Genomic DNA, 21,392 nt, shown 5'->3' on the forward strand with positions numbered 1-21,392 from the left:
CTAAGAAGCGCGCAGGTTGGGTGCTGCCGCTACGCCAGCCGCCACCCCAGCCGCTACGCCGGTCGCTACAAAAATGAATGCAACAAAAAGCCCCCGCCACTGGGCGAGGGCTTGGGGAGTTCGGGGCCGCAGCAGCACCCAGTCGCTCACACCTTGCGGGAGTAAAACTCAACCACCAGCAGTTCGTTGATCTCAAGGGCGACCCATTCGCGCTCGCACTTGCTGATCACCTTGGCGACGAGCTTGTTCTTATCGAGCTCCAGGTGGGGCGGGATGTTGGCCAGACCCGGGAAGGCCAAGTTGCCTTCAGCCAATTGCTTGCTCTGCTTGCGCTCGCGCACGGCGACCACATCGCCGGCCTTGCACTGGTAACTGGGGATGTCCACGACGCGGCCGTTCACGGTCAGGTGGCCATGGTTCACCAGCTGACGGGCGCCGGGGACGGTGGGGCCAAAACCCAGACGGAAGCAAACATTGTCGAGACGGTTCTCGAGCAGTTTCAGCAGGTTGGTACCCGTGGAACCCTCTTGGGCCCGGGCTTTCTTGACGTAGCGAACCAGCTGACGTTCGGAGATGCCGTAGTTGAAGCGAAGCTTTTGCTTTTCTTCGAGGCGGATGGCGTATTCGGAGCGCTTGCGACGGGCTTGGCCGTGCTGACCGGGGGGATAAGACCGCTTGGCGGACTTACGGGTGAGACCGGGAAGGTCTCCCAAGCGCCGCGTGATCCTCAGGCGAGGGCCGCGGTAGCGAGACATGAAAACAAATTCAAAGGACGAAGTACCTCCCTTGGGAGGCAAGGCGCTGCGGTATCGAGCATGCTGGGATGATCCCGCTAACTCGAGCTGTGCCGCGCCAACGATCGATCCTATCGGTTGGGCCGCGCAGCCTCGATCTCCAGCCAGAGCCGGGCCTCGCCTCCCTGCAAGAGGCCGAGCTTGGGGCTTCACCCCAACTGCCAAACAAACAGTCAACCCAGCTGCTGACCCAATTGCTTACTACTGGCCTGGCGGCCCTATTGCTCGCCTTGATCAGCTTTTATCGCCAGTGGATTTCGCCCTTGCTGGGGCCCCGCTGCCGTTTCATTCCCAGTTGCAGCGCCTACGGCCTCGAGGCGATCAGCCGCCATGGGCCCTGGCGGGGCAGCTGGCTCACCCTGCGCCGGCTGCTGCGTTGTCATCCCTTCAGCGCCTGCGGTTGCGATCCGGTGCCCGATTGATGCTCTCCTCCGCTCCCTCTTGGCCCTCTTCCTCCCCCGGGCTCCCGGTTTTGCTGCTGCTAACCCGCAAGGGGTGCTGTCTCTGCGAGGGACTGGAGCAGAAGTTGCGCGCCCTCGATCCTCCACTGGCGCTGGAGTTGATCGATGTGGATGGTGATTCCGCCCTGCAGGCCCGCTTTGGGTTGGAGGTGCCGGTGCTGCAGGTGCGCTCCGGCCAGGGAGATCGGCAGCTGCCGAGGGTGCCGCCCCGGCTGGCTGGCGCCAGCTTGCAGGTTTGGTTGCAGAAGCACGGTTTTTCCGGCCAGGACGCTTAGAAAGGCGCCAGCTTTCCTGACGGTGCCATGACCCAGCTGCTCCATCAGGTCCTGCAGCAGGTGGGTTTGGAGGTGCCGTTGGGCGTGCCCAACGGGGAGTTGAGCGGCATCAGCTGTGACTCGCGCCGCATCGGGCGGGGCACTTTGTTTCTGGGGCTGCCTGGCACCCAGGTTGATGGGGGCTGCTTCTGGCCCCAGGCCTTGCAGGCCGGTGCGGTAGCTGCGGTGATCAGCGAGGCCGCGGCGGCCCTTCAGCCGCCTGGGCCAGGCGATGCTGTGCTGGTAGCGCCTGAACCGCTGACCCGCTGGGCCGGAGAGCTGGCGGCTGCCTTCTGGTCCCAGCCCAGTCGCCGGCTGGCCCTGATTGGGGTCACCGGCACTAATGGCAAAACCACCACCACCTATTTGATTGAGCATCTGGCGGTTTCGTCAGGCAGGCCTTCGGCCCTGTTTGGCACCCTGGTGAATCGCTGGCCTGGCCATAGCGTGACGGCTCAGCACACCACGGCCTTCGCCGATCTGCTCCAGGCCCAGCTGGCCCAGGCCGTTGAGGCCGGTGCCCAGATCGGTGCCATGGAAGTGAGCTCCCATGCCCTTGATCAGCAGCGGGTAGCTGGCTGCCACTTCTCCGGCGCCGTGTTTACCAACCTCACCCAGGATCACCTCGACTATCACCCTTCGATGCAGGCCTATTTCGAGGCCAAAGCGCGGTTGTTTGCGGAGCCGCTGCTGGCTGGGGGGGCGGTGGTGAATGGCGACGACCCCTGGGGCGCCCAGCTGGTGAGCCGTCTGGGTAAAGCCTGCTGGCGCAGCTCGCTGGAAGATCCCAGCGCCGAGCTGTTCATCCGCGATTTGCAGCTGGGGGCAGGCGGCGTGCGCGGGGTGCTTCAGACACCGGCGGGGGAGGGGGCATTTCACTCGCCCCTGCTGGGTCGCTTCAACCTGATGAACCTGCTGCAGGCGGTTGGTGCCCTGGTACAGCAGGGCGTCCCCCTGCCCCAGTTGCTCGAGGGGCTGGCCGATTTCCGCGGCGTGCCTGGTCGCATGGAGCGGGTGGTGGTGGGTGACGGCGGCGGCGACCCGGCCGTGCTGGTGGATTACGCCCACACTCCCGATGGCCTGGCCAATGCCCTGGCTGCCTGCCGCCCCTTTACGGCGGGGCGTCTGATCTGCGTGTTTGGCTGCGGCGGCGACCGCGACCGCAGTAAGCGCCCCCAGATGGGAGCTATTGCAGCCCAGCTGGCTGACCAGCTCTATGTGACTTCCGACAATCCCCGCACGGAAGATGCCCAGCAAATCCTGGCCGATGTGACTGCTGACATTCCTCCTGGAGGATCCATGCAGGTGCAGGCCGACCGGGCGGTAGCTATCGCCGCCGCCATCGCCGAGGCCGAACCTGGGGATTTGGTGCTGATCGCCGGTAAGGGACATGAGGACTACCAGATCCTCGGCACCACCAAGGTTCATTTCGACGACCGGGAAGAGGCTGACAAAGCCCTGCGCCGCCGCCGGGGCACTTAGAGGCTGAATGCTTCTCAATGCTCCCAGTATCTTGTTTCCGTAAGGTGCTCCCGATAAATTTAGATAGTCCTATCAATCATTTTTGTGACAGCCTCTATTCCAATGGGCAAGAAGCTTCTTGCCGAAGGCTTCGGAACTTTTTGGCTGGTATTGGGAGGTTGCGGTAGTGCCGCAATCGCCGCTAATTTCCCGTATCTCACTGGAGCCGACATTGCCCCGGGCAATCCCTTTGGGCTTGGTTTTCTAGGCGTGTCGCTGGCCTTCGGTCTCACGGTGGTAACAATGGCCTATGCAATTGGGCACATCTCTGGTTGTCATCTCAACCCGGCGGTGAGCTTCGGCCTTTGGGCCAGCGGACGCATGAAAGGTTCGGAGCTGCTGCCCTACATCGTGGCTCAGGTGATTGGCGGCGTGCTGGCCGGAGGCTTTATCAAGCTGGTCGTGGCAGGTGGCCCGGCTTTTGATTTAGTGATGGCTGGTAGTAATCCGCTGGCTACCAATGGTTGGGGCACCCATTCGCCGGGTGGCTATGGCTTCTGGGCAGCCTTGATCGTGGAGCTAGTGCTCACCTTCTTCTTCCTGTTGGTGATTATTGGTGCCACTGATCGCCTGGCTCCATCTGGCTTTGCTGGCCTTGCTATTGGACTCACCCTGGCGCTGATTCACATGATCAGCATCCCGGTGACTAATACATCAGTTAACCCTGCGCGTAGCACCGCAGTGGCTGTTTGGGCCGGAGTGGAAGCGATGGGGCAGCTCTGGTTGTTCTGGGTAGCGCCGATCGTGGGAGCCTTGCTCGCTGGTTGGGTTTATCGCAATGTGTTCAGCGACCAGGCTTCCTGATACCAATTAGATTTAGGAAAGCTTGATCTAGAGAAGGGGCGTAAGCCCCTTCTCTTTTTGGCGTTGGGATCAACTCAGAAGGCTTGCAAAGCTCCAAGTAGTTGATCAATTTCGGCTTCGGTGGTGGTGATGTGGGTGCAGGCTCGCAGGCAGTGGGGGTCGTCGAGGCTGCGCAGCCAGATGCCTTGCTCACCCAGGCGCTTCACCACCATTTCCGGATCTTCCCCGCTGATCTCAAAGCTGACCAGCCCCGCTGGTGGCGGCACCTCCAACAGCGTGCGGGCGCGCGGGTTTGCCTGCAGCCCTTGCCAGAGATAGCCGCTGCGCTGCTGAATCAGGGCCAGGCGCTCTTCGGCTGTGCCTTCCGCCTCCAACAGGTGCAGGGATTGCTCAAGCCCAGCGCAAAGGGGTATGCAGGAGGTGGCCACTTCAAAGCGCCGGCTGTCGGTGTGAAATTCGCTCTGGCCGCTGGCTTCGTGGCTGAGACTGCGCCAGCCGATCAGGGTTGGCCTGGCCTCGCGCACCACCCGTTCCGATAGGGCTACTGCTCCCAGTCCCTCCGGGCCACAACACCATTTGTGGCCGGTGCAGCCGTAGATGTCAGCGGCGGCTGCGGCGGCTTCGATGGGAATGGCCCCAAGGGATTGGGCCCCGTCCACCAGCAGCCAGGGCTGCTTGGGGTGTGAGCTGAGCTGGCCGGCTACCGCTGCAATCGGCATCACCTGGCCCGTATTCCAGAGCAGGTGTGAAAGCACAACCAAGCGGGTGGCGGGGCTGAGTTGGCGATCCAATCGCTGCAGCACCTGCTTGTTTGTGTCATCGGCAGTGCCGAGTAGATCCGCCACCGGCAAAGTTGTGAGCACAAGCCCTTGTCGGTGGGCTAGTTCGCGGCAGGCGGCTACCACCCCCGGGTGCTCGCAGTCGCTGATCAGGAGTTCGTCGCCTGCCTGCCAGGGCAGGCCCCAGAGCGGCAGTACGCAGCCACTGGTTACGTTTTCGCTGAAGGCCAACCGGTGCGCTGGCACGCCAAACCAGCCAGCCAGGTGCTGGCGCAGCTGGCTGCTGGTCTGTTCCACAAAAGGCCATACCTCGCCGGTAAACGGGCCCAGCTCCTGGATGGTGCACCAGGCGGCAGTGATGGCCTCGAGGGACGAGCTCGGCAGGGGCCCCTGGCCGCCGTAATTGAAGTAGGTCTTGTTGGCCAGGGCGGGTAGCTGGGCGCGGAAATCAGCTGGCATCAGGAGCATTTATTTGCTCGGATCCTGGCATTGCATTGACGACCGGTCGATTGATCCGTGAAAGTATGAATAGTTCAACCTATGAATTGTTGGCAATGCCAATTCCAGATCTGTCAGCGCTCGTGGTCTCCACGATTGTTCCCTTTGTTTTGAAGTTGGTAGGGGCAGTAGCCCTCTGGATCGCGGGTGGCTGGCTGATTCAGCTGGCTATGCGCATTATGCGCAAAAGTTTGCGTCATAGCAGCCTGGATGTGACAGTTGTTGGCTATCTGATCAATATCCTCGCTGCGGTTTTGCGAGTGATCTTGGTGGTAGCGATACTCGGCTTCTTTGGTATTCAGACAGCCAGCTTTGCTGCCCTACTTGCTGGTGCCGGCGTTGCAATCGGGGCGGCCTGGAGTGGCATGCTCGGCAACTTCGCGGCTGGTGTTTTTCTGCAGATTTTCCGCCCTTTCAGTGTCGGTGACTTCATTACAGCTGCTGGCATCACCGGCACAGTGGAGGAAATTGGCATGTTTGTTACTTCGCTTCTAGCGCCAGACAACGTGCGCAATATCGTGCCGAATGGCAAGTTGTTTGGCGACACCATCCAAAATTATTCGGTCCATGGTTACCGTCGCGTTGAGCTAGTGGCCCAGCTCGACAATTCCGCTGATGTAGGCCGTGCCATTGCCCTGCTTAAAGAAGCCATCAAGCAGGTTCCTAATCAGTTTGCTGGGATGGAGGCAGACGTCGAGGTGCTCGAGTTCAGTGAGCGTGGTCCCCGTTTGGCGGTGCGTCCCTACACCCACACCAGCAACTATTGGCAGGTGTATTTCGACACCAATCGCATGATCATCGACGTGCTCGGTGCCAATGGTTTCCCCGTGCCCAGGATTCCCCTGGCGATGGGCGCTAACTAGAGCACCTGGCCAACCATTACGGCGGCGATTGCAGAAAAAAGCGTGATGCCCAAGGCGGTGAGTGGGTTCTGTCCCTGAGCCACCGCCACGGAGGTTACGATCCCTGCCCCAAGACAGGCCACCGCCAGTTGGTTAAAAACTTCAGGGCGGCTGTTTGGAGTGGGGCTCACGGATGCTCGGGCGGCTTGGGCCAGAACGTAGAGGTAATTTCCTTTTGATTCCCGGCCTAAAGCCAAGCTTGTTACCTGACGTCGGAGTTCGTTACGCCTCGACATCAACGCCAGCTGCCCTAACCGCGGGAAGCGGGCCTGGCCCGGCCCCCGCTGGCCCAGGCCTGCAGCGCCTCCAGCTGCTCCCGGGCGGTGCGCGAAAGGGGCACCACCTGGCTAGCGGCAGCAATCAGGTCGGCTTCGCCGAATTCCCGCTGCTCGGCGAAGGCCAGGTGCATGGCCTCGATCACGGTCTGCTCCAGTTCGGCGCCGGAGAACCCCGCGGTGCGATCCACCAGCACTTCCAGGGTGATGCTGTGCTTTGGCCGGCGGCGACGCAGCTGCAGATCAAGAATGGAGCGGCGCTCGTCAGCGCTGGGCAGATCCAGCAGGAAAATCTCGTCGAAGCGCCCCTTGCGCAGTAGTTCACCTGGCAGCTTGTCGACGCCATTGGCGGTGGCCACCACAAACACGGCGCTGGTTTTCTCTGCCATCCAGGTGAGCACCGTGCCCAGCACGCGCTGGCTGGTGCCCCCATCACTGCGGGAATCGCCCCCAAAGCCTTTGTCGATCTCATCTATCCAGAGCACGCAGGGCGCCATCGCCTCCGCTCGCTGGATCATGTCGCGGGTGCGGGCCTCTGAAGCCCCCACCAAGCCGGCGAACAGCCGGCCCACATCCAGGCGCAGCAAGGGCATGCTCCAGCTGTGGGCTATTGCCTTGGCGGTGAGCGATTTGCCGGTGCCCTGGGGGCCCACCAGCAGCACGCCCCGGGGCAGGGGCAGGCCATAGCGCATGGCTTCTTCGCTGAAGGCCATGTGGCGCTGTTCTAGCCAGTGCTTGAGGGCTTCGAGTCCACCGATATCGGCGGGGCTGGCCTCGCTCGGGCAGTACTCCAGCAGCTCGCTCTTGGCGATCGCCTGACGTTTCTCCTCCAGCACCTCGGCTAAATCCGCCTCCCCGAGTTGGCCGCGCCGCGCCAGGGCCCGGGCTGCTAGCTGGCGCACCCGCTGCTCGCTAAGGCCGTGGCAGGCGGCGGTGAGCTGTTCGCACACGGCCGGTGCCATCGGGTAGCCACTGGCGCCAGCAATCGTGCTGAGCAGTTGACGGATCTCTTCGGCACCAGGCAGGGGTAGATCCAGCAGGGTGATGCTGTCTTCCAGTTCCCGGGGAATGGCCCAGTCGGGGGCGGTGATCACCAGGGTGCGGGGGGCCTGGCGCAGGCTCGAGGCCAGGTTGCGCAGCCGGCGGCAGACACCGGCGTCTTCGCAATAGCGGTGAAAATCGCGCAGCACCAGCAGGGCCCCCTGCTCGGGCGGCAGGGTATCGAGGCAGGCCAGGGCCGCCATCGGGTTGCGGGTGGCCTCGCCACTGCGGTTTGGGGCACCGCTCAACCCATCAATGAAGTCCCAGCGCAGCAGGGTGCGGCCGCCCAGTCGTTGGGCGGCTTGTTCAAGCAGGCCATCAACCCGTTCCTCCTCAAGGCTGCGGATCCACAGAATCGGCGTGCGGGCCCGGATCAGTAGATCGAGTTGGTCGGCCCAGCTGTCTGTCACGGAGGGAGGCTCAGGGTTTCAGGCCCTGCAGGGCGCTCCAGCGGGAATCGATGCCATCGCCGTCGCTGCTCCAGGTGGCCGGACCGGGGCAGTCCTTGCCGCAGTGGTTAACGATGGGTAGCAGCAGGTTTAGTTGCTCAAATACCCAGTGTTCTGGATCGAAATTGCCCCTGGGATCGAGCTGCTCCATCAGACCGCTGTCGTCAGCCTCGCCCTCCATTGCCATCGAGTCGGATGGGATTGGGGCGGGTTCGCCGATCCAAAGCAATTCTTGGTTGCTGGCGCGCAGGGGATGGTTGAAGTGCTGGAGGCAGCGGTCGCAGCAGAGGGTGACGATCGTTTCTGCTTTGCCTACCACCTCCAGCACGTTGCCTCGATGGTTGGCGTGCAGTTGGCCTCGCACCGGTGTGAGGCTTGCTATACCCTCGATGGTTTGGTCTATTTGCCAATGGCGCCCAGCTTCCAGGTGCCGCAGATCCGAAAGGGGAACCGGCCGAAGCCGCTCCCCGACAATCTGATCAGAGTGCTCTGGCTGGGGTGAATTGGACACGGGTCACTTCTTGCCCTTTGGTTCGAAGGGCAGGCGACCGCCACTGGCTGACACAGTCACGGGTTGCTGCGCCATTTGCTGGTCAAGGATCGCCTGCAGGTTGTCGGGCAAGGCTTCGCGGCTGAGCAGGAAGGTCTGCAGGGCCTGGAAGATGTTGGCCACCACCATGTAGAGCAGCACCCCAGCCGGCAGGGGGAAGAACAGGAACATGCCGGTGATCATCACCGGGGTGATCTTGTTCGCGGTGGATTGCTGAGGATTGGCGGGCATGCCCATGCCAGAAAGGATCTGGGAGGCAAACAGGCTTGCGCCGAAACCTGCCACCAGGATGGCGATGTCCCAGTTCACGGCGCCATCGGTCATAAAGCCCACCTGGCCGAGAGCCTTGATGAACAGGAAGCCGCTGCGGGCCGCCAGGCCGGGGATCTTGGCCTCGACTGTGGCGTCGCCGGTGCCTAGGGCAGTGATCGTGCCATCAGCTGCCACGCTTACGACGCCTTCTCCTTTGGTCACGCTCCAGGCGGGCGTGTAGGCGTCGCCATGGTCGATGCCCTGCAGCACCGAGGCAAAGCTCGAGCCGTCTTTGGTGTGGAGCTTCACCTGGGCTGAATCACCCACTCCCAGCTTGGTGCCGCCTTCGAGGCTGGCGATCACCGGCACGTGGGTGGTTTCGGTAACGAAGATCGAGTGGCTTGGGCTGTTGAAGGGTTTGGGTTCGACTGCGGCGATTTGCTCAGCAGGCAGCACCTTGAGGTTGAAGGTGTAAGGCACATCCGCGAAAGGTGAGCCCCGCAGGGTGGCGAACAGGGCAAACAGGATTGGCATCTGCACCAGCAGGGGCAGGCAGCCGGCTAGGGGGCTGCCGAACTCCTTCATCAGCCCGCCCAGCTCCTCCTGCTGCTTCTGGGGGTTGTTGGCGTATTTGGCCTTGATCTCGGCCTGCCGCTTCTGCATGGCGGGCTGGGCGATCCGCATGCGGCGGGCGTTGCGGATCGAGCCGGCGCTGAGCGGGAACAGGGCCAGCCGGATCACCACGGTGAGGGCGATGATTGCCAGGCCATAGCTGGGCACCAATCCGTAGAAGAAATCGAGGATTGGGAGCAGCAGGTTGTCGGAGATGTAGCCGATCACGGCAGAGGGGCTCTCGGGGTAGGGGGGCGCGTGGGCTCAGTGTGACTGATGGTCTAGGCGGCCATGCCCTTGGGTGTGGACCTTTTGGCTTGGCGGCGCTCCTCGATGTAGGCCTCGAGGTCCCGGAACCCAGGCACTGCGCGCATCTCGAGCTTGGAGCCGTCGTTGAGCACCAGCACCATGTCGCCCCAGAGGCCGAAGCCGCGGGGCACACTGCGCACCTCCCTGATTTGGCTGTACACAACCTGGGTGCGGTCGCGCCCCAGCCAGCCACCGTTTACCTCGATCCGGCGACTGGTGATCCGGAAACGCAGCCAAAAAGCCCGCACGATCGCTCCAATGGCGAAAGGAATGCCGATGAGGGTGAGCCCGAGCACCAAATTGAAGATCAGGTCTCCCTTGGCGGGTCCACCTTCGTAGAAAACGCTTTCCTCAATGGAGGTGGCGGGGGCAGTGCTCATCGCGTCAGGCCTGCTTGGTGAAGAAGTTGACTGCATTCTCCCAGTAAGGCCTGGGGGCATTGCTCAGCGCTACCGGGTTTGAGGCTGAGTAGGAGCCAGAGGCAGCGCTGGCCATCGCCGATTTGCTGGGCAAGTAGGTGCTCGTGCAGGAGCCGGCGCAGGCGATTGCGGCGCACGGATCGTTTGTGCACCTTGCTGCTGATCACAATCCCGCAGCGCCAGGTGCTGGCCGGACTTTTCTGCTGCTTGGCAGGTAGGAGTTGGGGCAGGGCGTCCAAAACGCGGAGCAACAAAAAAGGGCCGTGCGTTTTGCGGCCCTTCTGATACACACGGTCAAACACCCGTTGCCCCTTAAGCCGGTGGCACTGGGGCAGGGCCAAGGCTCTTAAACGGCGAGGCGGGCCCGGCCGCGGCGGCGGCGGGTGCGGATCACGCGGCGGCCTGTGTGGCTGCGCATGCGTACACGAAAACCAGATACGCGCTTGCGCTTACGACTCGTTCCTTCCAGGGTGCGCTTGGTCATGGCTGGCTCTTCGCTGCGCTTATTGCGTCGGTAATGGGCGTAAGGGCCAACCTATCAGGCGGGGTTGGCGCCGCTGGGGCTCAGTGCCTATGCCGCTCAGTTGTTAGGCGGATCGATCTGAATCAGCCAGCTGCCCAGGTAGCCGGCCATCGGCACGTCGCCGGGGGCTTGGGCCAGCGCATTGAACTGATACATGCCGATGTTGAAGGGATTGAAGATGTTCATGTACACCCCGATGGTGCCGGTGTCTGGCACGGGGGTGTCTGGGAAAATCTCTATGGCACCGCCATCGGCAGATACTTCGATCGTGGCTGGGATGGTCTCCTGGCACTTGGTGCGAGACATCATGCCGCCTTCACTCATCTTGCAGAGCTTGACACGCTTGGGATCAATCTTGGTGTCAAAATAACTTGGGACGCTAATACTTAGTTTTAGGATTGCCGTCTTGCGATCTTTTGGTCTGAGTATCAAGTAGTACTCCGAGCGCTTGAGGCGCTGGGTGTCGGTCATGAAGAAGTAGAGCTTGCGATAGTCCTTGGTGTTGTCCCAGCGGAACTCCATCAGGCTGGGCGTGCCCTGGGCCAGGCTCGGCTGGAGACTGGTGCTAAGCGCAACTGCTCCAGTGACGAGTGCGGCGCTGGCGGCCAGGGCCGGGAGGGCGAGTTGGTGGCGAAGGCGAGGGAAACCCATCAGGGCTGCACCATTAAGTGATTTGATTCTCAGCAGGGAGCTGCTGCCCCGGTGCCCGGGGTGGCCGGCCCCAAAGGTGGCGGCGGGCCTACGGCTGAGCCCGATCTGGGCGCAGGCTTGCTGCCTCGCGCAGGTAGGGGTGCAGCGGGGTCTGCTGCGGTTGTAGCCAGGCATGGGCCAGCAGTCGGATGCAGCGAGGCAGATCGCCCGCTACTTCCATTTGCTGGCAATCGAGCAAAGCCACCTGGTCCCAGCCTGGCTGGCGCCTGGCGATGGCCGCCGGAAAACAGGCATCCAGATCCCGGGTTACGGAAAAGGTCACCGACAACAGCTGCTCTCCCTGGAGTCCATTGCGCTCCATAAGGGCATCCACAAGCTCCTTGACACAGGCCTGAATCGCCTCGGTGCTGTTCGCCTCGGCGGTGGTTGCCCCGCGTAGGGCCCGCAGCACAAAACCAGCATTCATGGCCTGTAGAGCCACAGGGGTTGACCGCTCCAGGCCAGTTCCAGGCTGAAGCTCTCGATCAGCTGGCGCAGTTGGCTGCGGCCTGGCAGTACACCGCCAAAGCGTTTAGGCGGGCTGCCAAAGGTGGTTGGGCGGGTTTTCTCAGGGTCGAGGCCAGCCAGCTCAGCGGCCAGTCGCCTGGCCGTCTCCTCATCACCGAGCACATCTACTAAACCCAGCTCCAGGGCTTGGGCGCCGCTGAACACCCGGCCATCGGCGAAGCCGCGCACCGTCTCTTGGTTAAGCCCCCTTCCCGTTGCTACGGCCTCCACAAACTGGTGGTAGCTCGAATCAATCAAGCTCTGCAGCAGCTTGCGTTCCCCTTCGCTGAGAGCGCGATCCGGCGAAAGAATGTCTTTGTAGAGGCCGCTCTTGACGGTTTCAAAGCTCACGCCCACCCTCTCCAGCAGTTTGGAGAGGTTGTTGCCCCGCAGAATCACGCCGATCGAGCCGGTGATAGTGCCTGGGTTGGACACAATTTTCTCGGCGGCAACTCCGATGTAGACCCCGCCTGAGGCGGAAATGTTGCCGAAGCTGGCCACCACCTTGCAGCCCTTTTCTCGCAGGCGCATTAGGGCGCTGTAGATCTCCTGGCTGTCGCCCACGGTGCCGCCGGGGCTATCAATGCGCAGCAGAAGAGCAGGGCACTCCCGTTGCTCCACCTGGCGCAGGGCCTTGAGCACCCGGCTGCGGGTCGGGCCGGCGATTGGTCCTTCGATGGCAATGCGCGCCAGGGTGCGACGGGTCTTGCGGCGCCAGGGCCAGGGCATTTGGGATAGGTGAAGTGGTTGGATCTTAAAAACAAAGCCTTCGCCGGCCAGGAAGCCCATGCCCCAGGCCCTGCGATGGCCCTTGATGTTGCTCCCTTTTGCGCTGTGGGGCACGGCGATGGCGGCGATGCGGCCCCTGCTGGAATCCGGCAGTCCCCTGCAGGTGGCAAGCCTGCGGCTGCTGCCAGCGGGGGTTCTGGTGCTGCTGGCCGCCCTGTTGCTGGGCCGCTCCCTGCGGGTGGCTGCCGTTGATTGGCCCTGGTTGCTGGCCTTTGCCCTGGTGGACGGCAGCATCTTCCAGGGGCTACTGGCCCGGGGCCTGGGCCAGACCGGAGCGGGCCTGGGTTCGGTACTCATTGATTCCCAGCCCCTGCTGGTGGCCCTGCTGGCCCGCAGTCTGTTTGGGGAGGCGATCAATCCGGTGGGCTGGGTGGGCCTGCTGCTGGGGTTGCTCGGCATCCTTTGCCTGGGTTTGCCGGCACCGGTGCTGCGCCACTGGTGGCTCGATGGTCCCGTCGCCCTTGGCGAACAGGCCTGGAGCCATGGGGAGCTGTGGATGCTGGCGGCGGCGGCGGCGATGGCCATCGGCACGGTGCTGAGTCGCTACGCCAGCCGCCAGAGCGATCCGGTGGCAATTACCGGCTGGCACCTTCTGCTTGGTGGCCTGCCGCTGCTGGGCGGGGTCGCCTGGGAGGGGGCCCTACTGCCCAGCTGGAGCCTGGGAGAATGGGGATTGATGGCTTACGCCACCGTGCTCGGCAGCGCCCTGGCCTACGGCCTCTTCTTCTGGTTTGCCAACAGTGGTGACCTCACGGGTTTCACCGCTCTCACCTTCTTAACTCCCGTCTTCGCCCTGCTCTGCGGGGTTTTGCTGCTTGATGAGCAGTTGCAGCCGCTGCAGTGGCTCGGGGCCCTGCTGGCCTTGGTGTCGGTGCTGTTGATCAACCGGCGCCAGCAGCTCTGGCGCGGCACCTCCCTGCTGGAGCAGCCGTGATGCGGATCCTGGTGGTGAGTACTCCGGTGGGAGCCCTGGGCAGTGGCCGCGGCGGCGGTGTGGAGCTGACGGCCTGTGCCCTGGTAGCGGGGTTGTTGGCGCGGGGCCACCGGGTGACGGTGCTGGCGGCCGAGGAGTCGGTGTTGCCCACCTCCTGCCTCGCCGCCGAACTTTGGACCTGTTGCGGCAGCTCCCAGACCAGCGCCCAGCACCAGCAGCGCAGTGCCGCGATCACGATGCCAGCCGACGGCCTGCTGCAGGCCTTCTGGCGGCGGGCGCTGTTGGAGGGGCCTGGGGCCGGCTTTGAGGCGGTGATCAACCTGGCCTACGACTGGCTGCCTCTCTGGTTGACCCCTCTAGCTCCCCTGCCCCTGTTTCACCTGGTGAGCATGGGTTCGGTGAGTGAGGCGATGGATTTGGCGATTGCCGAGCTGGCGGCTTGGGATCATCGGCGCCTCGCTTTTCATACCCGCGTGCAGGCGGAGGATTTTTGTTTGCCCCAGGCGCCGGTGGTGCTGGGCAATGGCTTTGACCTAGACGCCTACGGCTTCTGCGCCGAGCCTGAGCCGCTGCTCGGCTGGGCCGGCAGGGTGGCGCCGGAGAAGGGGCTGGAGGACGCGGCGGCGGCGGCGGCCCAGCTGGGGTTACCCCTAGCGGTGTGGGGTTTGGTGGAAGACCAGGCCTATGCAGCAGCTGTGGAGGCGTCGGTGCCGGCTGGCACCCTTCAGTGGCGTGGTTTCTTGCCCACCAATCAGCTGCAGCAGCAGCTCGGCCATTGCCAGGCCCTGCTGAATACCCCCAAGTGGAATGAGGCCTACGGCAACGTGGTGGTGGAGGCGCTGGCCTGCGGTGTGCCGGTGGTGGCCTATCGCCGCGGCGGCCCCGGCGAGTTGGTGCAGCACGGTCTCACTGGACTGCTGGTGGAGCCGGACGACGTGACGGCCCTGGCGGCGGCGGTGGCCCAGGTGGGCGCTATCGAGCGACGCGCCTGCCGGGCCTGGGTGGAGGCCAACGCCACGCGGGCGGTGCTGGCGGAGCGGGTGGAGGCGTGGTTGCTGGCGGGGCTGACCTGACCGAGATGGGGCATTCACGGCCATGCGGCAGGGGAACCGTTTGTGATCAGCTAGCCGCCGCCGAGATCGCCGAGCCCTGCTTGATGGCGGTTGGCAGGAACTGCCAGGTCCGGCTTGCCACCAGCGGTCGCACGTCGCTTCAGTACGTTGAATGCTTCGGCAAAACGCCCTCTGCCACAGCGCTTAACGCCAGATCTGCTAAGCGCTGAGCCGCCACCGGCCCCGCTGACCCGCCATCGCCTCGTCTTGCTCTGCACCCTGGCGATCGGCTTGCTGCTGTTCGTGTGGCAGCTCGGCAGCACGGGGTTAGTGGATGAAACACCGCCGCTGTTCGCCGCCTCGGCGCGGGCCATGGCTGAAACGGGCGACTGGCTGATTCCCCGCGTCAACGGCCTGCCCCGCTACGACAAGCCGCCGCTTGTGTATTGGTTGATGGGGGCCCTCTATGCCCTGCCGGGGCAGCAGGCCTGGAACCCCCTGGGCACCTGGGCGGCGCGGCTGCCCTCGGCCCTGGCCAGCGTGGCGCTGATGCTGGGCCTGGCCCACACCCTGCTGCGCTGGCCCCAGCGCTCCCGGGCCCCAGGGTCCACGGCGCTGGCGGCCGCCCTGGCCTACGGCCTTTCGCCCCTGGCGTTGGTGTGGGGCCGCATCGCCGTGAGTGATGCTCTACTGGCTGGGTGTCTGGGGTTCAGCCTGCTGCTGAGCTGGCGCTGCTATGCCGCAGGCGGGCGCCGCTGGTGGCAGGCCTGGCTGGTGCTGGGGCTGGCGGTGCTGGCCAAGGGGCCGGTGGCGGTGCTTTTGCTGGGGCTCACCCTTCTTTTATTTGGCTGGCTGCAGGCGGATCTGGGCGGGCTGTGGGCGCGGCTGCGGCCCCTGCCTGGGCTGGCACTCACCGCCCTGGTGGCGCTGCCCTGGTATGGCCTGGCGCTGCTGGTAGAGGGAGAGCCCTTCTGGCAGAGCTTTTTTGGTTATCACAATCTGCAGCGCTTCACCGCGGTGGTGAACAATCACCAGGCTCCCTGGTGGTTCTTCGTGCCCGTGCTGGTGATCGCCAGCTTGCCGGTCACGCCCTTGTTGCTGCTGGGGCTGGCCCAGGGCCTGGGGCGCCTGCGCTGGCGCTGGCTGCCGGCCGACCCGCTGGCGCCCGAGCTCTCCCTGCAGCGTTTCGCCGCCTGCTGGCTGCTGGCGGTGTTTCTGTTTTTCACTGCGGCCGCCACCAAGCTGCCCAGCTACTGGCTGCCGGCCACACCGGCGGCGGGCCTGCTGGTGGCCCTGGCTGCTCAGCGGTGCCGGCGCTGGGCCTGGGGGCTGAGCCTGCTGCTCACGGCGGTCCTGGCCGGGGGCTTCGCGGCAGGACCCCTTTGGCTGCCGCTGATTGAGGCCCCCGAGATGCCCAGCCTGGTGGCTGAGCTGTTGGCGGCGCCCTGGGTGCCCCTGGCCGCGGCCTTCTGGGCCCTAGCCCTGCTGCTGGGGGCCTGGGCGGGCTGGCGCAAGGACGCTCTTTCGGGCCTGCTGGCCCTGCAGCTGCCGCTGGCAGCGTTTGTGCCGGCGGTGTTGCTGCCGCTGGTGGAGTTGGGTGATCGGCTGCGGGCCGCCCCAGTGCGGGAGCTCGCGGCTGAGGCCCGCTCCGCCCGCCGGCCCAGCGAGCCGCTGGCGATGCTCGGCATGCTCAAACCCTCGCTGCACTACTACAGCCGCCGGGTGGTGATCTTCGAGGGTGATGAGCCCCAGCACCTGTTGAACCTGGCCGATCGCCTGCGGCATGAGAGCCGCCCAGGCCAACCCGCCAGCACGTCGGCGCAGCAGCCGAGTGTGTTGGTGGTGATTGATTCCGGCACCGCCGCCCAGCCCCACTGGCAGGGACTTAAACCCCAGCTATTGAGTCGCCGCGGTATCTATGCCCTCTGGCGCCTGGAGCGCAGTCGCCTGGAGCAGCGGGCGGCCCAGCTGCAGCGGCAGGGGGTGGCCGCCGACTGGCAGCTGCAGCGCCCCGAGCGCTACTGAGGCTGCGCGCCTTCTAAAGACTGGGTCAGCTGCTTTTGCCGGCAGAAACTGCAATGGCCCCAGCGGGCCATTTCACCGGCGGGGGCCGGGCTGGTGCAGCGGGGACAGCTAGCCATGCCGTGGACGTCCACCCGGCTGGGATGGACGCTCCACACCTCTTCCTCCTGCTGGCGGCCGGGGGCTACGGCGGCGCTGGGGTGGTGCTGCTCCAGGCGTATGTCTCGCACGGTGAAGCCGTTGGCGCGTAGGGCCCCCAGCAGTTGGTGGCGGTTGTATTGGAGCGCCTGCAGCCAGGGGCCAGGGGCGGCGCCCACGGTGAGCAGGCCGCTGTGCAGCCGCAGGGGCCGGCAGTGGGGTGCCAGCTGGGCGCCGGCGATGCGGGGCCAGGCCTGCCATAGGGCTGCCAGGTGTCCGCCCTGCTGCCAGCTTTGCTCCAATTCCCGCAGGCAGCTGGCCAGGGCGCTGGCGGGCTGCCGGGGTGGCGGCATCAGCAGGCTCAGATTGCCGAGTTGGCGGGTTTGCTGTCGGGGGGCCTTGGCCATGGCTTGACCCTATCGGCGGTGCGGCAATCCCGCTGGTGAATCAAGCCAAACCCTGGCTAACCTCAAGCCTTGCCCCTGCAGCCTCCGATGGGCTTCTTCGACCGCCTCAGCCGCCTGATCCGCGCCAACGCCAATGCGGCGGTAGGCGCGATGGAGGACCCTTCCAAGATTTTGGATCAATCGGTGGCCGACATGCAGTCGGACCTGATCAAGCTTCGCCAGGCGGTGGCTACTGCTATCGCTAGCCAAAAGCGCATCCAGAACCAGGCCGAGCAGGCCGATTCCCAGGCTAAAACGTGGTACGAGCGCGCTGAACTGGCCCTCAAGAAGGGTGAGGAAGACCTGGCCCGGGAAGCCCTAGGGCGCCGCAAAACCTGCCAAGACACCGCCACTGCCCTCAACACCCAGCTGCAGAGCCAGGCGGGTCAGGTGGACCAGCTCAAAAAGAGCTTGGTGTCACTTGAGAGCAGGATCGCCGAGGCCAAAACCAAAAAGGACATGCTCAAGGCCCGGGCCCAGGCGGCCCAGGCCCAGGAGCAGCTGCAGAGCGCCGTGGGCAGCCTCGGCACCAACAGCTCCATGGCCGCCTTTGAGCGCATGGAGGAAAAGGTGCAGACCCTGGAGGCTCGCAGCCAAGCCGCCGCTGAGCTGGCTGGAGCAGATCTGGAGAGTCAGTTTGCGGCCCTTGAAGGTGCCCCCGAGGTTGACGATGAATTGGCGGCTTTGAAAAATCGCCTCGCCGGTGGGACACCGGTATCCCTGCCCCTGGGAAGCTCAGCTGCTCCCCAGCTCGAGCCCGTAAAGGTGAGCGAGGTAGACCCGGAGCTCGAGGAGCTCAAGCGTTCGATCGACAAACTCTGAGCGGCTTGGCAGTTCGTCTCCGGCCGGCTGCCCCGCTTCATACAATCGCCGTACGCATACGTTTTTAAGGGCTGCTGTCGTGTCTGTCGCTCATCTCACCGATGCCAATTTCCAAGCTGAGGTGACCGATTGTTCTACCCCCGTGCTGGTGGATGTGTGGGCCGAATGGTGCGGTCCCTGCCGGCTGATGGCTCCAATGATGGAGTGGATGGCTGCTGAATATGCGGATCGCCTGGTGGTGGGCAAGCTCGAGGCAGACGCCAACCCAGTGATTCGCGATGGCTTGCAGATCCAGGGACTGCCCGCCCTGATCTTGTTCCGAGATGGCAAGGAACTGGCACGCCACGAGGGTGCCATGGCCAAACCGCAGCTTCAGGCTTTTGTGGATGCCCATATCTGAGCGCCTGTCGCGTCTTGGCAGCGGCGTTTTCGCTCGCAATGACCAGCGCAAATCGGCCTACGCATCTCGTGCCGCCAGCCGGGGTCTATCCCCACTCCTCGATCTCTCACTCGGCTCCACCGATCTGCAACCCCCCGAGGCGGCCATCGAGGCGATCGCTGCCCAGCTTGGTCAGCCCGCCAGCGCCTCCTACTGCCTTCACGCAGCGACCCTGCCCTTTCGCTTGGCAGTGGCCGATTGGGCCCAGCGTCGCTTTGGGGTGAAGGTGGATCCGGAGACGGAGGTGCTGTTGCTGGTGGGTTCCCAGGAGGGCACGGCCCACCTGCCCCTGGCGGTGCTCAACCCGGGTGATCGGGCCCTGCTGCTCGACCCCTGCTACCCCTCCCACCTGGGTGGCTTACACCTGGCTTCCGCTGAGCCGGTGTTGTTGCCGCTCGATCCCGAGGCGGGCTGGCGACCGGATTTTGATGCCCTCAGCGCAGAGCAGTGGGACGACTTGAAGTTGATGGTGCTCGGCTACCCCCACAACCCCACTGCCACTACGGGCCAGCAGCTCTGGCTGGATGAAGCGGCGGAAAGGGCCTTTCGCCATGGGCTTGTGCTGGCCCACGACAACCCTTACGTGGATCTGGCCCTCGATGGCGAGGCGCCGGCCCTGTTGCGAGCACCCCATTGGCGCGACTGCGGCATTGAGTTTTTCTCCTTTTCAAAGGGCTGGTGTTTGGGGGGCTACCGGCTGGCTTTCGCCATCGGTGCCGAGTGGTTGATCAGCGCCTTGCGCCAGCTCAAGGGGGTGGTGGATTTCAATCAGTCCCTGGCCCTGCAGGCCGGGGCGATTGCGGCGCTTGAGCAGGCTCCGAATTGGCCTGGTCAGTTGCGGCAGGAATACCGGCAGCGACGCGATCGCATGGCTGACGCCCTTGAAGCGGTGGGCTGGCCGGTGCGGCGGCCCTCAATGGCGCTTTATTTGTGGTTGGAGTTGCCGCCCCAGGCGCGCCAGCGCAGCTGGGGCAGCGAGGATTTTTGTGCAGCCCTGCTCGAGGCCACCGGTGTGGCCCTGACGCCTGGCAATGGCTTTGGCCCCGGAGGCGAGGGCTGGCTGCGCCTTGCCCTGGTGCATCCGGTAGCCGAGCTCGAGGCTGGTGCGGCCCGCATCGGTGCCTGGCTGGCCACCCTTTGAGCTGGCAGTTGCGCCGCCTGCCGGTGTGTGCGAGCACTGAAATCGAACTTGATCGCTGGCTGGAGCGGCGCCAGGCCGCAGGCTTGTCGCTGCAGAGGCTGGCGGTAACAGCTCGGCGCCAGCGTTTTGGCCACGGTCAGCAGGGGCGCCCCTGGTTGTCGCCGGCGGGCGGGATCTGGCTAAGTGCGGCCATTCCTTGGGCTGGGGCTTTGCCTGGAACGGCCTCCCTGGGCCTTGCGGTGGCGGTGGGGCTGGCCCAGCAGCTCGAGGCTCTGGGGCTTGTGGTGCAACTCAAGTGGCCCAACGATCTGCTCGTGGGGGATCGCAAAATTGCGGGGTTGCTGCCCCGGATGCGCTTGCGGGGCCAGCGGATCCGCGCTGCCCAGGTTGGGGTTGGACTCAATGGTTGCAACCGGGTGCCCCCTGGAGCCCTGTCGGTGGCAGAGGCCCTCGGCTGCCGGCAGGGCCACCCCCTGGCGCGGCCCGAGCGCTTGTTGCCCAGGGTGCTTGCCGGCCTGGAATGGGCTGCGGCCCATGCCCAGCAGCCTTGCCAGGTGCGCGCTGCCGCCGAGGCCCGGCTGTGGCGCCCTGGGGCGGGCTGGTTGCACGACGGTGAGCTTTGGCAGGTGCTGGGTCTGCATGCCGATGGCCGCCTGCGCCTCGGCCGGCAGGGGCGGGAGCTGGCCCTCCAGCGCCACTTCTGAGGCCGTTCCCTCGGCAAGGGCGCGGTTAGGCAGGATTTTTACAATGGCGCCTATGCGCCATCGCCAGCCACCGGGGCAACCCCCCCTCAATCCTGTTGCCCCAAGCCCCCTGCGCCGGGGCCGGGCCCTGGTGGCGATGCTGCCCCTTATGGCTGCCCCCCTGCTGGGAGTGGGCCTGGCCTGGGGGCAAAACCAGCTCAGTCCTGGCCTTGCCCCTTCGCCTGCTGCCGCTGGAGCCAACCCCCAGCCGGCAATCGAGATGCCGCCAGCGCCACCGCCCGTGCCCCTGGCCCAGCCGCTGCGTCCCGATCCGGCTGCCCTGCCGAGCCGGCCGCCGGCCCGTTTTGATGCCTCCCTCGATGAGCTGGTGCGTGATGGGGTGGTTAGTCCGGTGGAGCGGGCCCGGATTCGTTCGGGCTCCGGCACGACCCCCTTCAACGTGCCTGCCCACCAGCAGGCCTGCAGCAGCGGCGCTCTTTCCCAGCAGGAGTGCAGTAGTGGCTTGGTGGTGCGCTGGCGCGGCCGTACCAACAACGGCGCAAATGGCGGCGTAGCAGGCGCTGAATCTTTTGCCCGCTATGACGGCGAAGGTCGCGTACTGCCTCCGCTCACGGTGCCGGTTTCGGCCCTGCTGGCCGGCGCTGGCGGTAGCTTCCGCCTTGCTGATGTCTTTGGGGTCACGCCCCGCCCGGCTCCGATCGGTGGAAACGGCAACCGCAAGTTGCTGTTTCCTCTTATTGGTTCGGCGGTCACCAGCAGCAACTTCGGCTACCGGCTGCACCCGATCCTGGGCAGCTGGCTGATGCACGCGGGCCGCGATCTGGCGGCTCCAGAAGGCACGCCAGTGGTTTCAGCCCTGGGCGGCTTGGTGGTGAGCAGTGGCCTGGCGGGTGGCTATGGCCTGGCGGTTGAGGTCGAACACGACCGGCCGCGGCGCCGCACCCTCTACGGCCATCTAAGCGAGCTCTACGTCAAGGAGGGTGATCGGGTGCGCCAGGGCGAGGTAATCGGCCGGGTCGGCAGCACGGGCTTGAGCAGCGGACCCCATCTGCACTTCGAGCTGCGGCTGCCCGGCGACGGCGGCTGGGTGGCGGTTGATCCTGGTGATCTTGACCCGGGCAAGGGGGCCGCCGGCAGCGATGCCATCGCCCTGTTGATGGGGCAGCTATTGGAAAGATTGGAGCGGCCCCGCTCCCTTAGCTGAG

At 64.9% G+C, this 21,392-nt stretch carries 26 protein-coding genes; 13 read left to right on the forward strand and 13 right to left on the reverse strand.

Features of this window, described 5'->3' with window-relative positions; genetic code table 11:
- Positions 1-146: 146 nt before the first annotated feature.
- Complete coding sequence (gene rpsD / locus C7K55_RS00245) at positions 147-755, reverse strand: 30S ribosomal protein S4 (protein WP_106501418.1); 609 nt, start codon at positions 753-755, stop codon at positions 147-149.
- A gap of 197 nt (positions 756-952) precedes the next feature.
- On the opposite strand from rpsD, the gene yidD reads away from it, so the two are divergent.
- From yidD to aqpZ, 4 genes are all read left to right on the forward strand, one after another.
- Positions 953-1,216 carry a membrane protein insertion efficiency factor YidD gene (gene yidD, locus C7K55_RS00250; protein ID WP_106501681.1) on the forward strand — a complete coding sequence of 88 codons (264 nt, stop codon included), beginning with the start codon at positions 953-955 and terminating at the stop codon, positions 1,214-1,216.
- Entirely contained in the window at positions 1,216-1,530 is a 315-nt protein-coding gene (locus C7K55_RS00255; protein WP_106501419.1) for a glutaredoxin family protein, read from the forward strand. Before yidD ends, C7K55_RS00255 begins: the two co-directional genes overlap by 1 nt.
- Before the next feature lie 27 nt (positions 1,531-1,557).
- The gene (locus tag C7K55_RS00260) at positions 1,558-3,051 is read left to right on the forward strand and encodes a UDP-N-acetylmuramoyl-L-alanyl-D-glutamate--2,6-diaminopimelate ligase (protein ID WP_106501420.1); all 1,494 of its coding nucleotides are present in this window, start codon (positions 1,558-1,560) and stop codon (positions 3,049-3,051) included.
- 102 nt (positions 3,052-3,153) lie between these two features.
- On the forward strand, positions 3,154-3,894 hold the full coding sequence (gene aqpZ, locus C7K55_RS00265) for an aquaporin Z (RefSeq protein WP_193486053.1): 741 nt from the start codon (positions 3,154-3,156) through the stop codon (positions 3,892-3,894).
- A 74-nt stretch (positions 3,895-3,968) separates the two neighbouring features.
- Here aqpZ and C7K55_RS00270 read toward each other — a convergent pair whose 3' ends face one another.
- Complete coding sequence (locus tag C7K55_RS00270; RefSeq protein ID WP_106501683.1) at positions 3,969-5,132, reverse strand: aminotransferase class V-fold PLP-dependent enzyme; 1,164 nt, start codon at positions 5,130-5,132, stop codon at positions 3,969-3,971.
- 122 nt (positions 5,133-5,254) lie between these two features.
- On the opposite strand from C7K55_RS00270, the gene C7K55_RS00275 reads away from it, so the two are divergent.
- A complete protein-coding gene (locus C7K55_RS00275; RefSeq protein ID WP_241518059.1) occupies positions 5,255-6,034 on the forward strand; it encodes a mechanosensitive ion channel family protein in 780 nt (259 codons plus the stop codon).
- Here C7K55_RS00275 and C7K55_RS13650 read toward each other — a convergent pair.
- The 10 genes from C7K55_RS13650 to sppA form a co-directional block, all read right to left on the reverse strand.
- Positions 6,031-6,204 carry a hypothetical protein gene (locus C7K55_RS13650; RefSeq protein ID WP_193486054.1) on the reverse strand — a complete coding sequence of 58 codons (174 nt, stop codon included), beginning with the start codon at positions 6,202-6,204 and terminating at the stop codon, positions 6,031-6,033. The two genes, C7K55_RS00275 and C7K55_RS13650, sit on opposite strands and share 4 nt — an antisense overlap.
- Positions 6,205-6,323: 119 nt before the next feature.
- On the reverse strand, positions 6,324-7,799 hold the full coding sequence (locus tag C7K55_RS00280) for an AAA family ATPase (protein WP_106501421.1): 1,476 nt from the start codon (positions 7,797-7,799) through the stop codon (positions 6,324-6,326).
- Positions 7,800-7,809: 10 nt separating this feature from the next.
- Positions 7,810-8,349 carry a YceD family protein gene (locus C7K55_RS00285; RefSeq protein ID WP_241518060.1) on the reverse strand — a complete coding sequence of 180 codons (540 nt, stop codon included), beginning with the start codon at positions 8,347-8,349 and terminating at the stop codon, positions 7,810-7,812.
- 3 nt (positions 8,350-8,352) lie between these two features.
- Complete coding sequence (gene yidC, locus C7K55_RS00290) at positions 8,353-9,480, reverse strand: membrane protein insertase YidC (RefSeq protein ID WP_106501422.1); 1,128 nt, start codon at positions 9,478-9,480, stop codon at positions 8,353-8,355.
- Between the two features lie 53 nt (positions 9,481-9,533).
- Positions 9,534-9,941, reverse strand: coding sequence for a PH domain-containing protein (locus C7K55_RS00295; protein WP_106501423.1), 408 nt, complete (start codon positions 9,939-9,941; stop codon positions 9,534-9,536).
- Positions 9,938-10,321 (reverse strand): ribonuclease P protein component, encoded by a 384-nt coding sequence (gene rnpA / locus C7K55_RS00300; protein ID WP_106501424.1) that lies wholly within the window; start codon positions 10,319-10,321, stop codon positions 9,938-9,940. The genes C7K55_RS00295 and rnpA overlap by 4 nt, the downstream gene beginning before the upstream one ends.
- A 5-nt stretch (positions 10,322-10,326) precedes the next feature.
- Positions 10,327-10,464 carry a 50S ribosomal protein L34 gene (gene rpmH / locus C7K55_RS00305; RefSeq protein WP_006170261.1) on the reverse strand — a complete coding sequence of 46 codons (138 nt, stop codon included), beginning with the start codon at positions 10,462-10,464 and terminating at the stop codon, positions 10,327-10,329.
- Between the two features lie 96 nt (positions 10,465-10,560).
- Entirely contained in the window at positions 10,561-11,154 is a 594-nt protein-coding gene (locus C7K55_RS00310) for a DUF2808 domain-containing protein (RefSeq protein WP_106501425.1), read from the reverse strand.
- Between the two features lie 88 nt (positions 11,155-11,242).
- Positions 11,243-11,620: a chorismate mutase gene (aroH, locus tag C7K55_RS00315; protein ID WP_106501426.1), complete on the reverse strand. Its 378-nt coding sequence runs from the start codon at positions 11,618-11,620 to the stop codon at positions 11,243-11,245.
- Complete coding sequence (gene sppA / locus C7K55_RS00320; protein ID WP_106501686.1) at positions 11,617-12,429, reverse strand: signal peptide peptidase SppA; 813 nt, start codon at positions 12,427-12,429, stop codon at positions 11,617-11,619. The genes aroH and sppA overlap by 4 nt, the downstream gene beginning before the upstream one ends.
- Before the next feature lie 58 nt (positions 12,430-12,487).
- Here sppA and C7K55_RS00325 point away from each other — a divergent pair, with 58 nt between their 5' ends.
- The 3 genes from C7K55_RS00325 to C7K55_RS00335 all read left to right on the forward strand — a co-directional run bounded on the left by C7K55_RS00325 (position 12,488) and on the right by C7K55_RS00335 (position 16,500).
- A complete protein-coding gene (locus C7K55_RS00325) occupies positions 12,488-13,423 on the forward strand; it encodes a DMT family transporter (protein WP_106501427.1) in 936 nt (311 codons plus the stop codon).
- Positions 13,423-14,496 carry a glycosyltransferase gene (locus C7K55_RS00330; protein WP_106501428.1) on the forward strand — a complete coding sequence of 358 codons (1,074 nt, stop codon included), beginning with the start codon at positions 13,423-13,425 and terminating at the stop codon, positions 14,494-14,496. The genes C7K55_RS00325 and C7K55_RS00330 overlap by 1 nt, the downstream gene beginning before the upstream one ends.
- 246 nt (positions 14,497-14,742) lie before the next feature.
- Positions 14,743-16,500 (forward strand): ArnT family glycosyltransferase, encoded by a 1,758-nt coding sequence (locus tag C7K55_RS00335; protein WP_241518061.1) that lies wholly within the window; start codon positions 14,743-14,745, stop codon positions 16,498-16,500.
- Here C7K55_RS00335 and C7K55_RS00340 read toward each other — a convergent pair.
- Entirely contained in the window at positions 16,494-17,042 is a 549-nt protein-coding gene (locus tag C7K55_RS00340; RefSeq protein WP_106501429.1) for a DciA family protein, read from the reverse strand. The genes C7K55_RS00335 and C7K55_RS00340 overlap by 7 nt on opposite strands.
- A gap of 87 nt (positions 17,043-17,129) precedes the next feature.
- Here C7K55_RS00340 and C7K55_RS00345 point away from each other — a divergent pair, with 87 nt between their 5' ends.
- From C7K55_RS00345 to C7K55_RS00365, 5 genes are all read left to right on the forward strand, one after another.
- Positions 17,130-17,903 carry a PspA/IM30 family protein gene (locus tag C7K55_RS00345; RefSeq protein ID WP_106501688.1) on the forward strand — a complete coding sequence of 258 codons (774 nt, stop codon included), beginning with the start codon at positions 17,130-17,132 and terminating at the stop codon, positions 17,901-17,903.
- Positions 17,904-17,982: 79 nt separating this feature from the next.
- Complete coding sequence (locus C7K55_RS00350; RefSeq protein WP_106501430.1) at positions 17,983-18,303, forward strand: thioredoxin family protein; 321 nt, start codon at positions 17,983-17,985, stop codon at positions 18,301-18,303.
- Positions 18,290-19,483 carry an aminotransferase class I/II-fold pyridoxal phosphate-dependent enzyme gene (locus tag C7K55_RS00355; protein ID WP_106501431.1) on the forward strand — a complete coding sequence of 398 codons (1,194 nt, stop codon included), beginning with the start codon at positions 18,290-18,292 and terminating at the stop codon, positions 19,481-19,483. Before C7K55_RS00350 ends, C7K55_RS00355 begins: the two co-directional genes overlap by 14 nt.
- Positions 19,480-20,187 (forward strand): biotin--[acetyl-CoA-carboxylase] ligase, encoded by a 708-nt coding sequence (locus C7K55_RS00360; protein WP_241518062.1) that lies wholly within the window; start codon positions 19,480-19,482, stop codon positions 20,185-20,187. The genes C7K55_RS00355 and C7K55_RS00360 overlap by 4 nt, the downstream gene beginning before the upstream one ends.
- 43 nt (positions 20,188-20,230) lie before the next feature.
- Positions 20,231-21,391 (forward strand): M23 family metallopeptidase, encoded by a 1,161-nt coding sequence (locus tag C7K55_RS00365; protein ID WP_241518063.1) that lies wholly within the window; start codon positions 20,231-20,233, stop codon positions 21,389-21,391.
- The last annotated feature ends 1 nt before the right edge of the window (position 21,392 follow it).

It is taken from the genome of Cyanobium usitatum str. Tous (assembly GCF_003011885.1).
In the GTDB taxonomy this organism is placed as follows: domain Bacteria; phylum Cyanobacteriota; class Cyanobacteriia; order PCC-6307; family Cyanobiaceae; genus Cyanobium_A; species Cyanobium_A usitatum.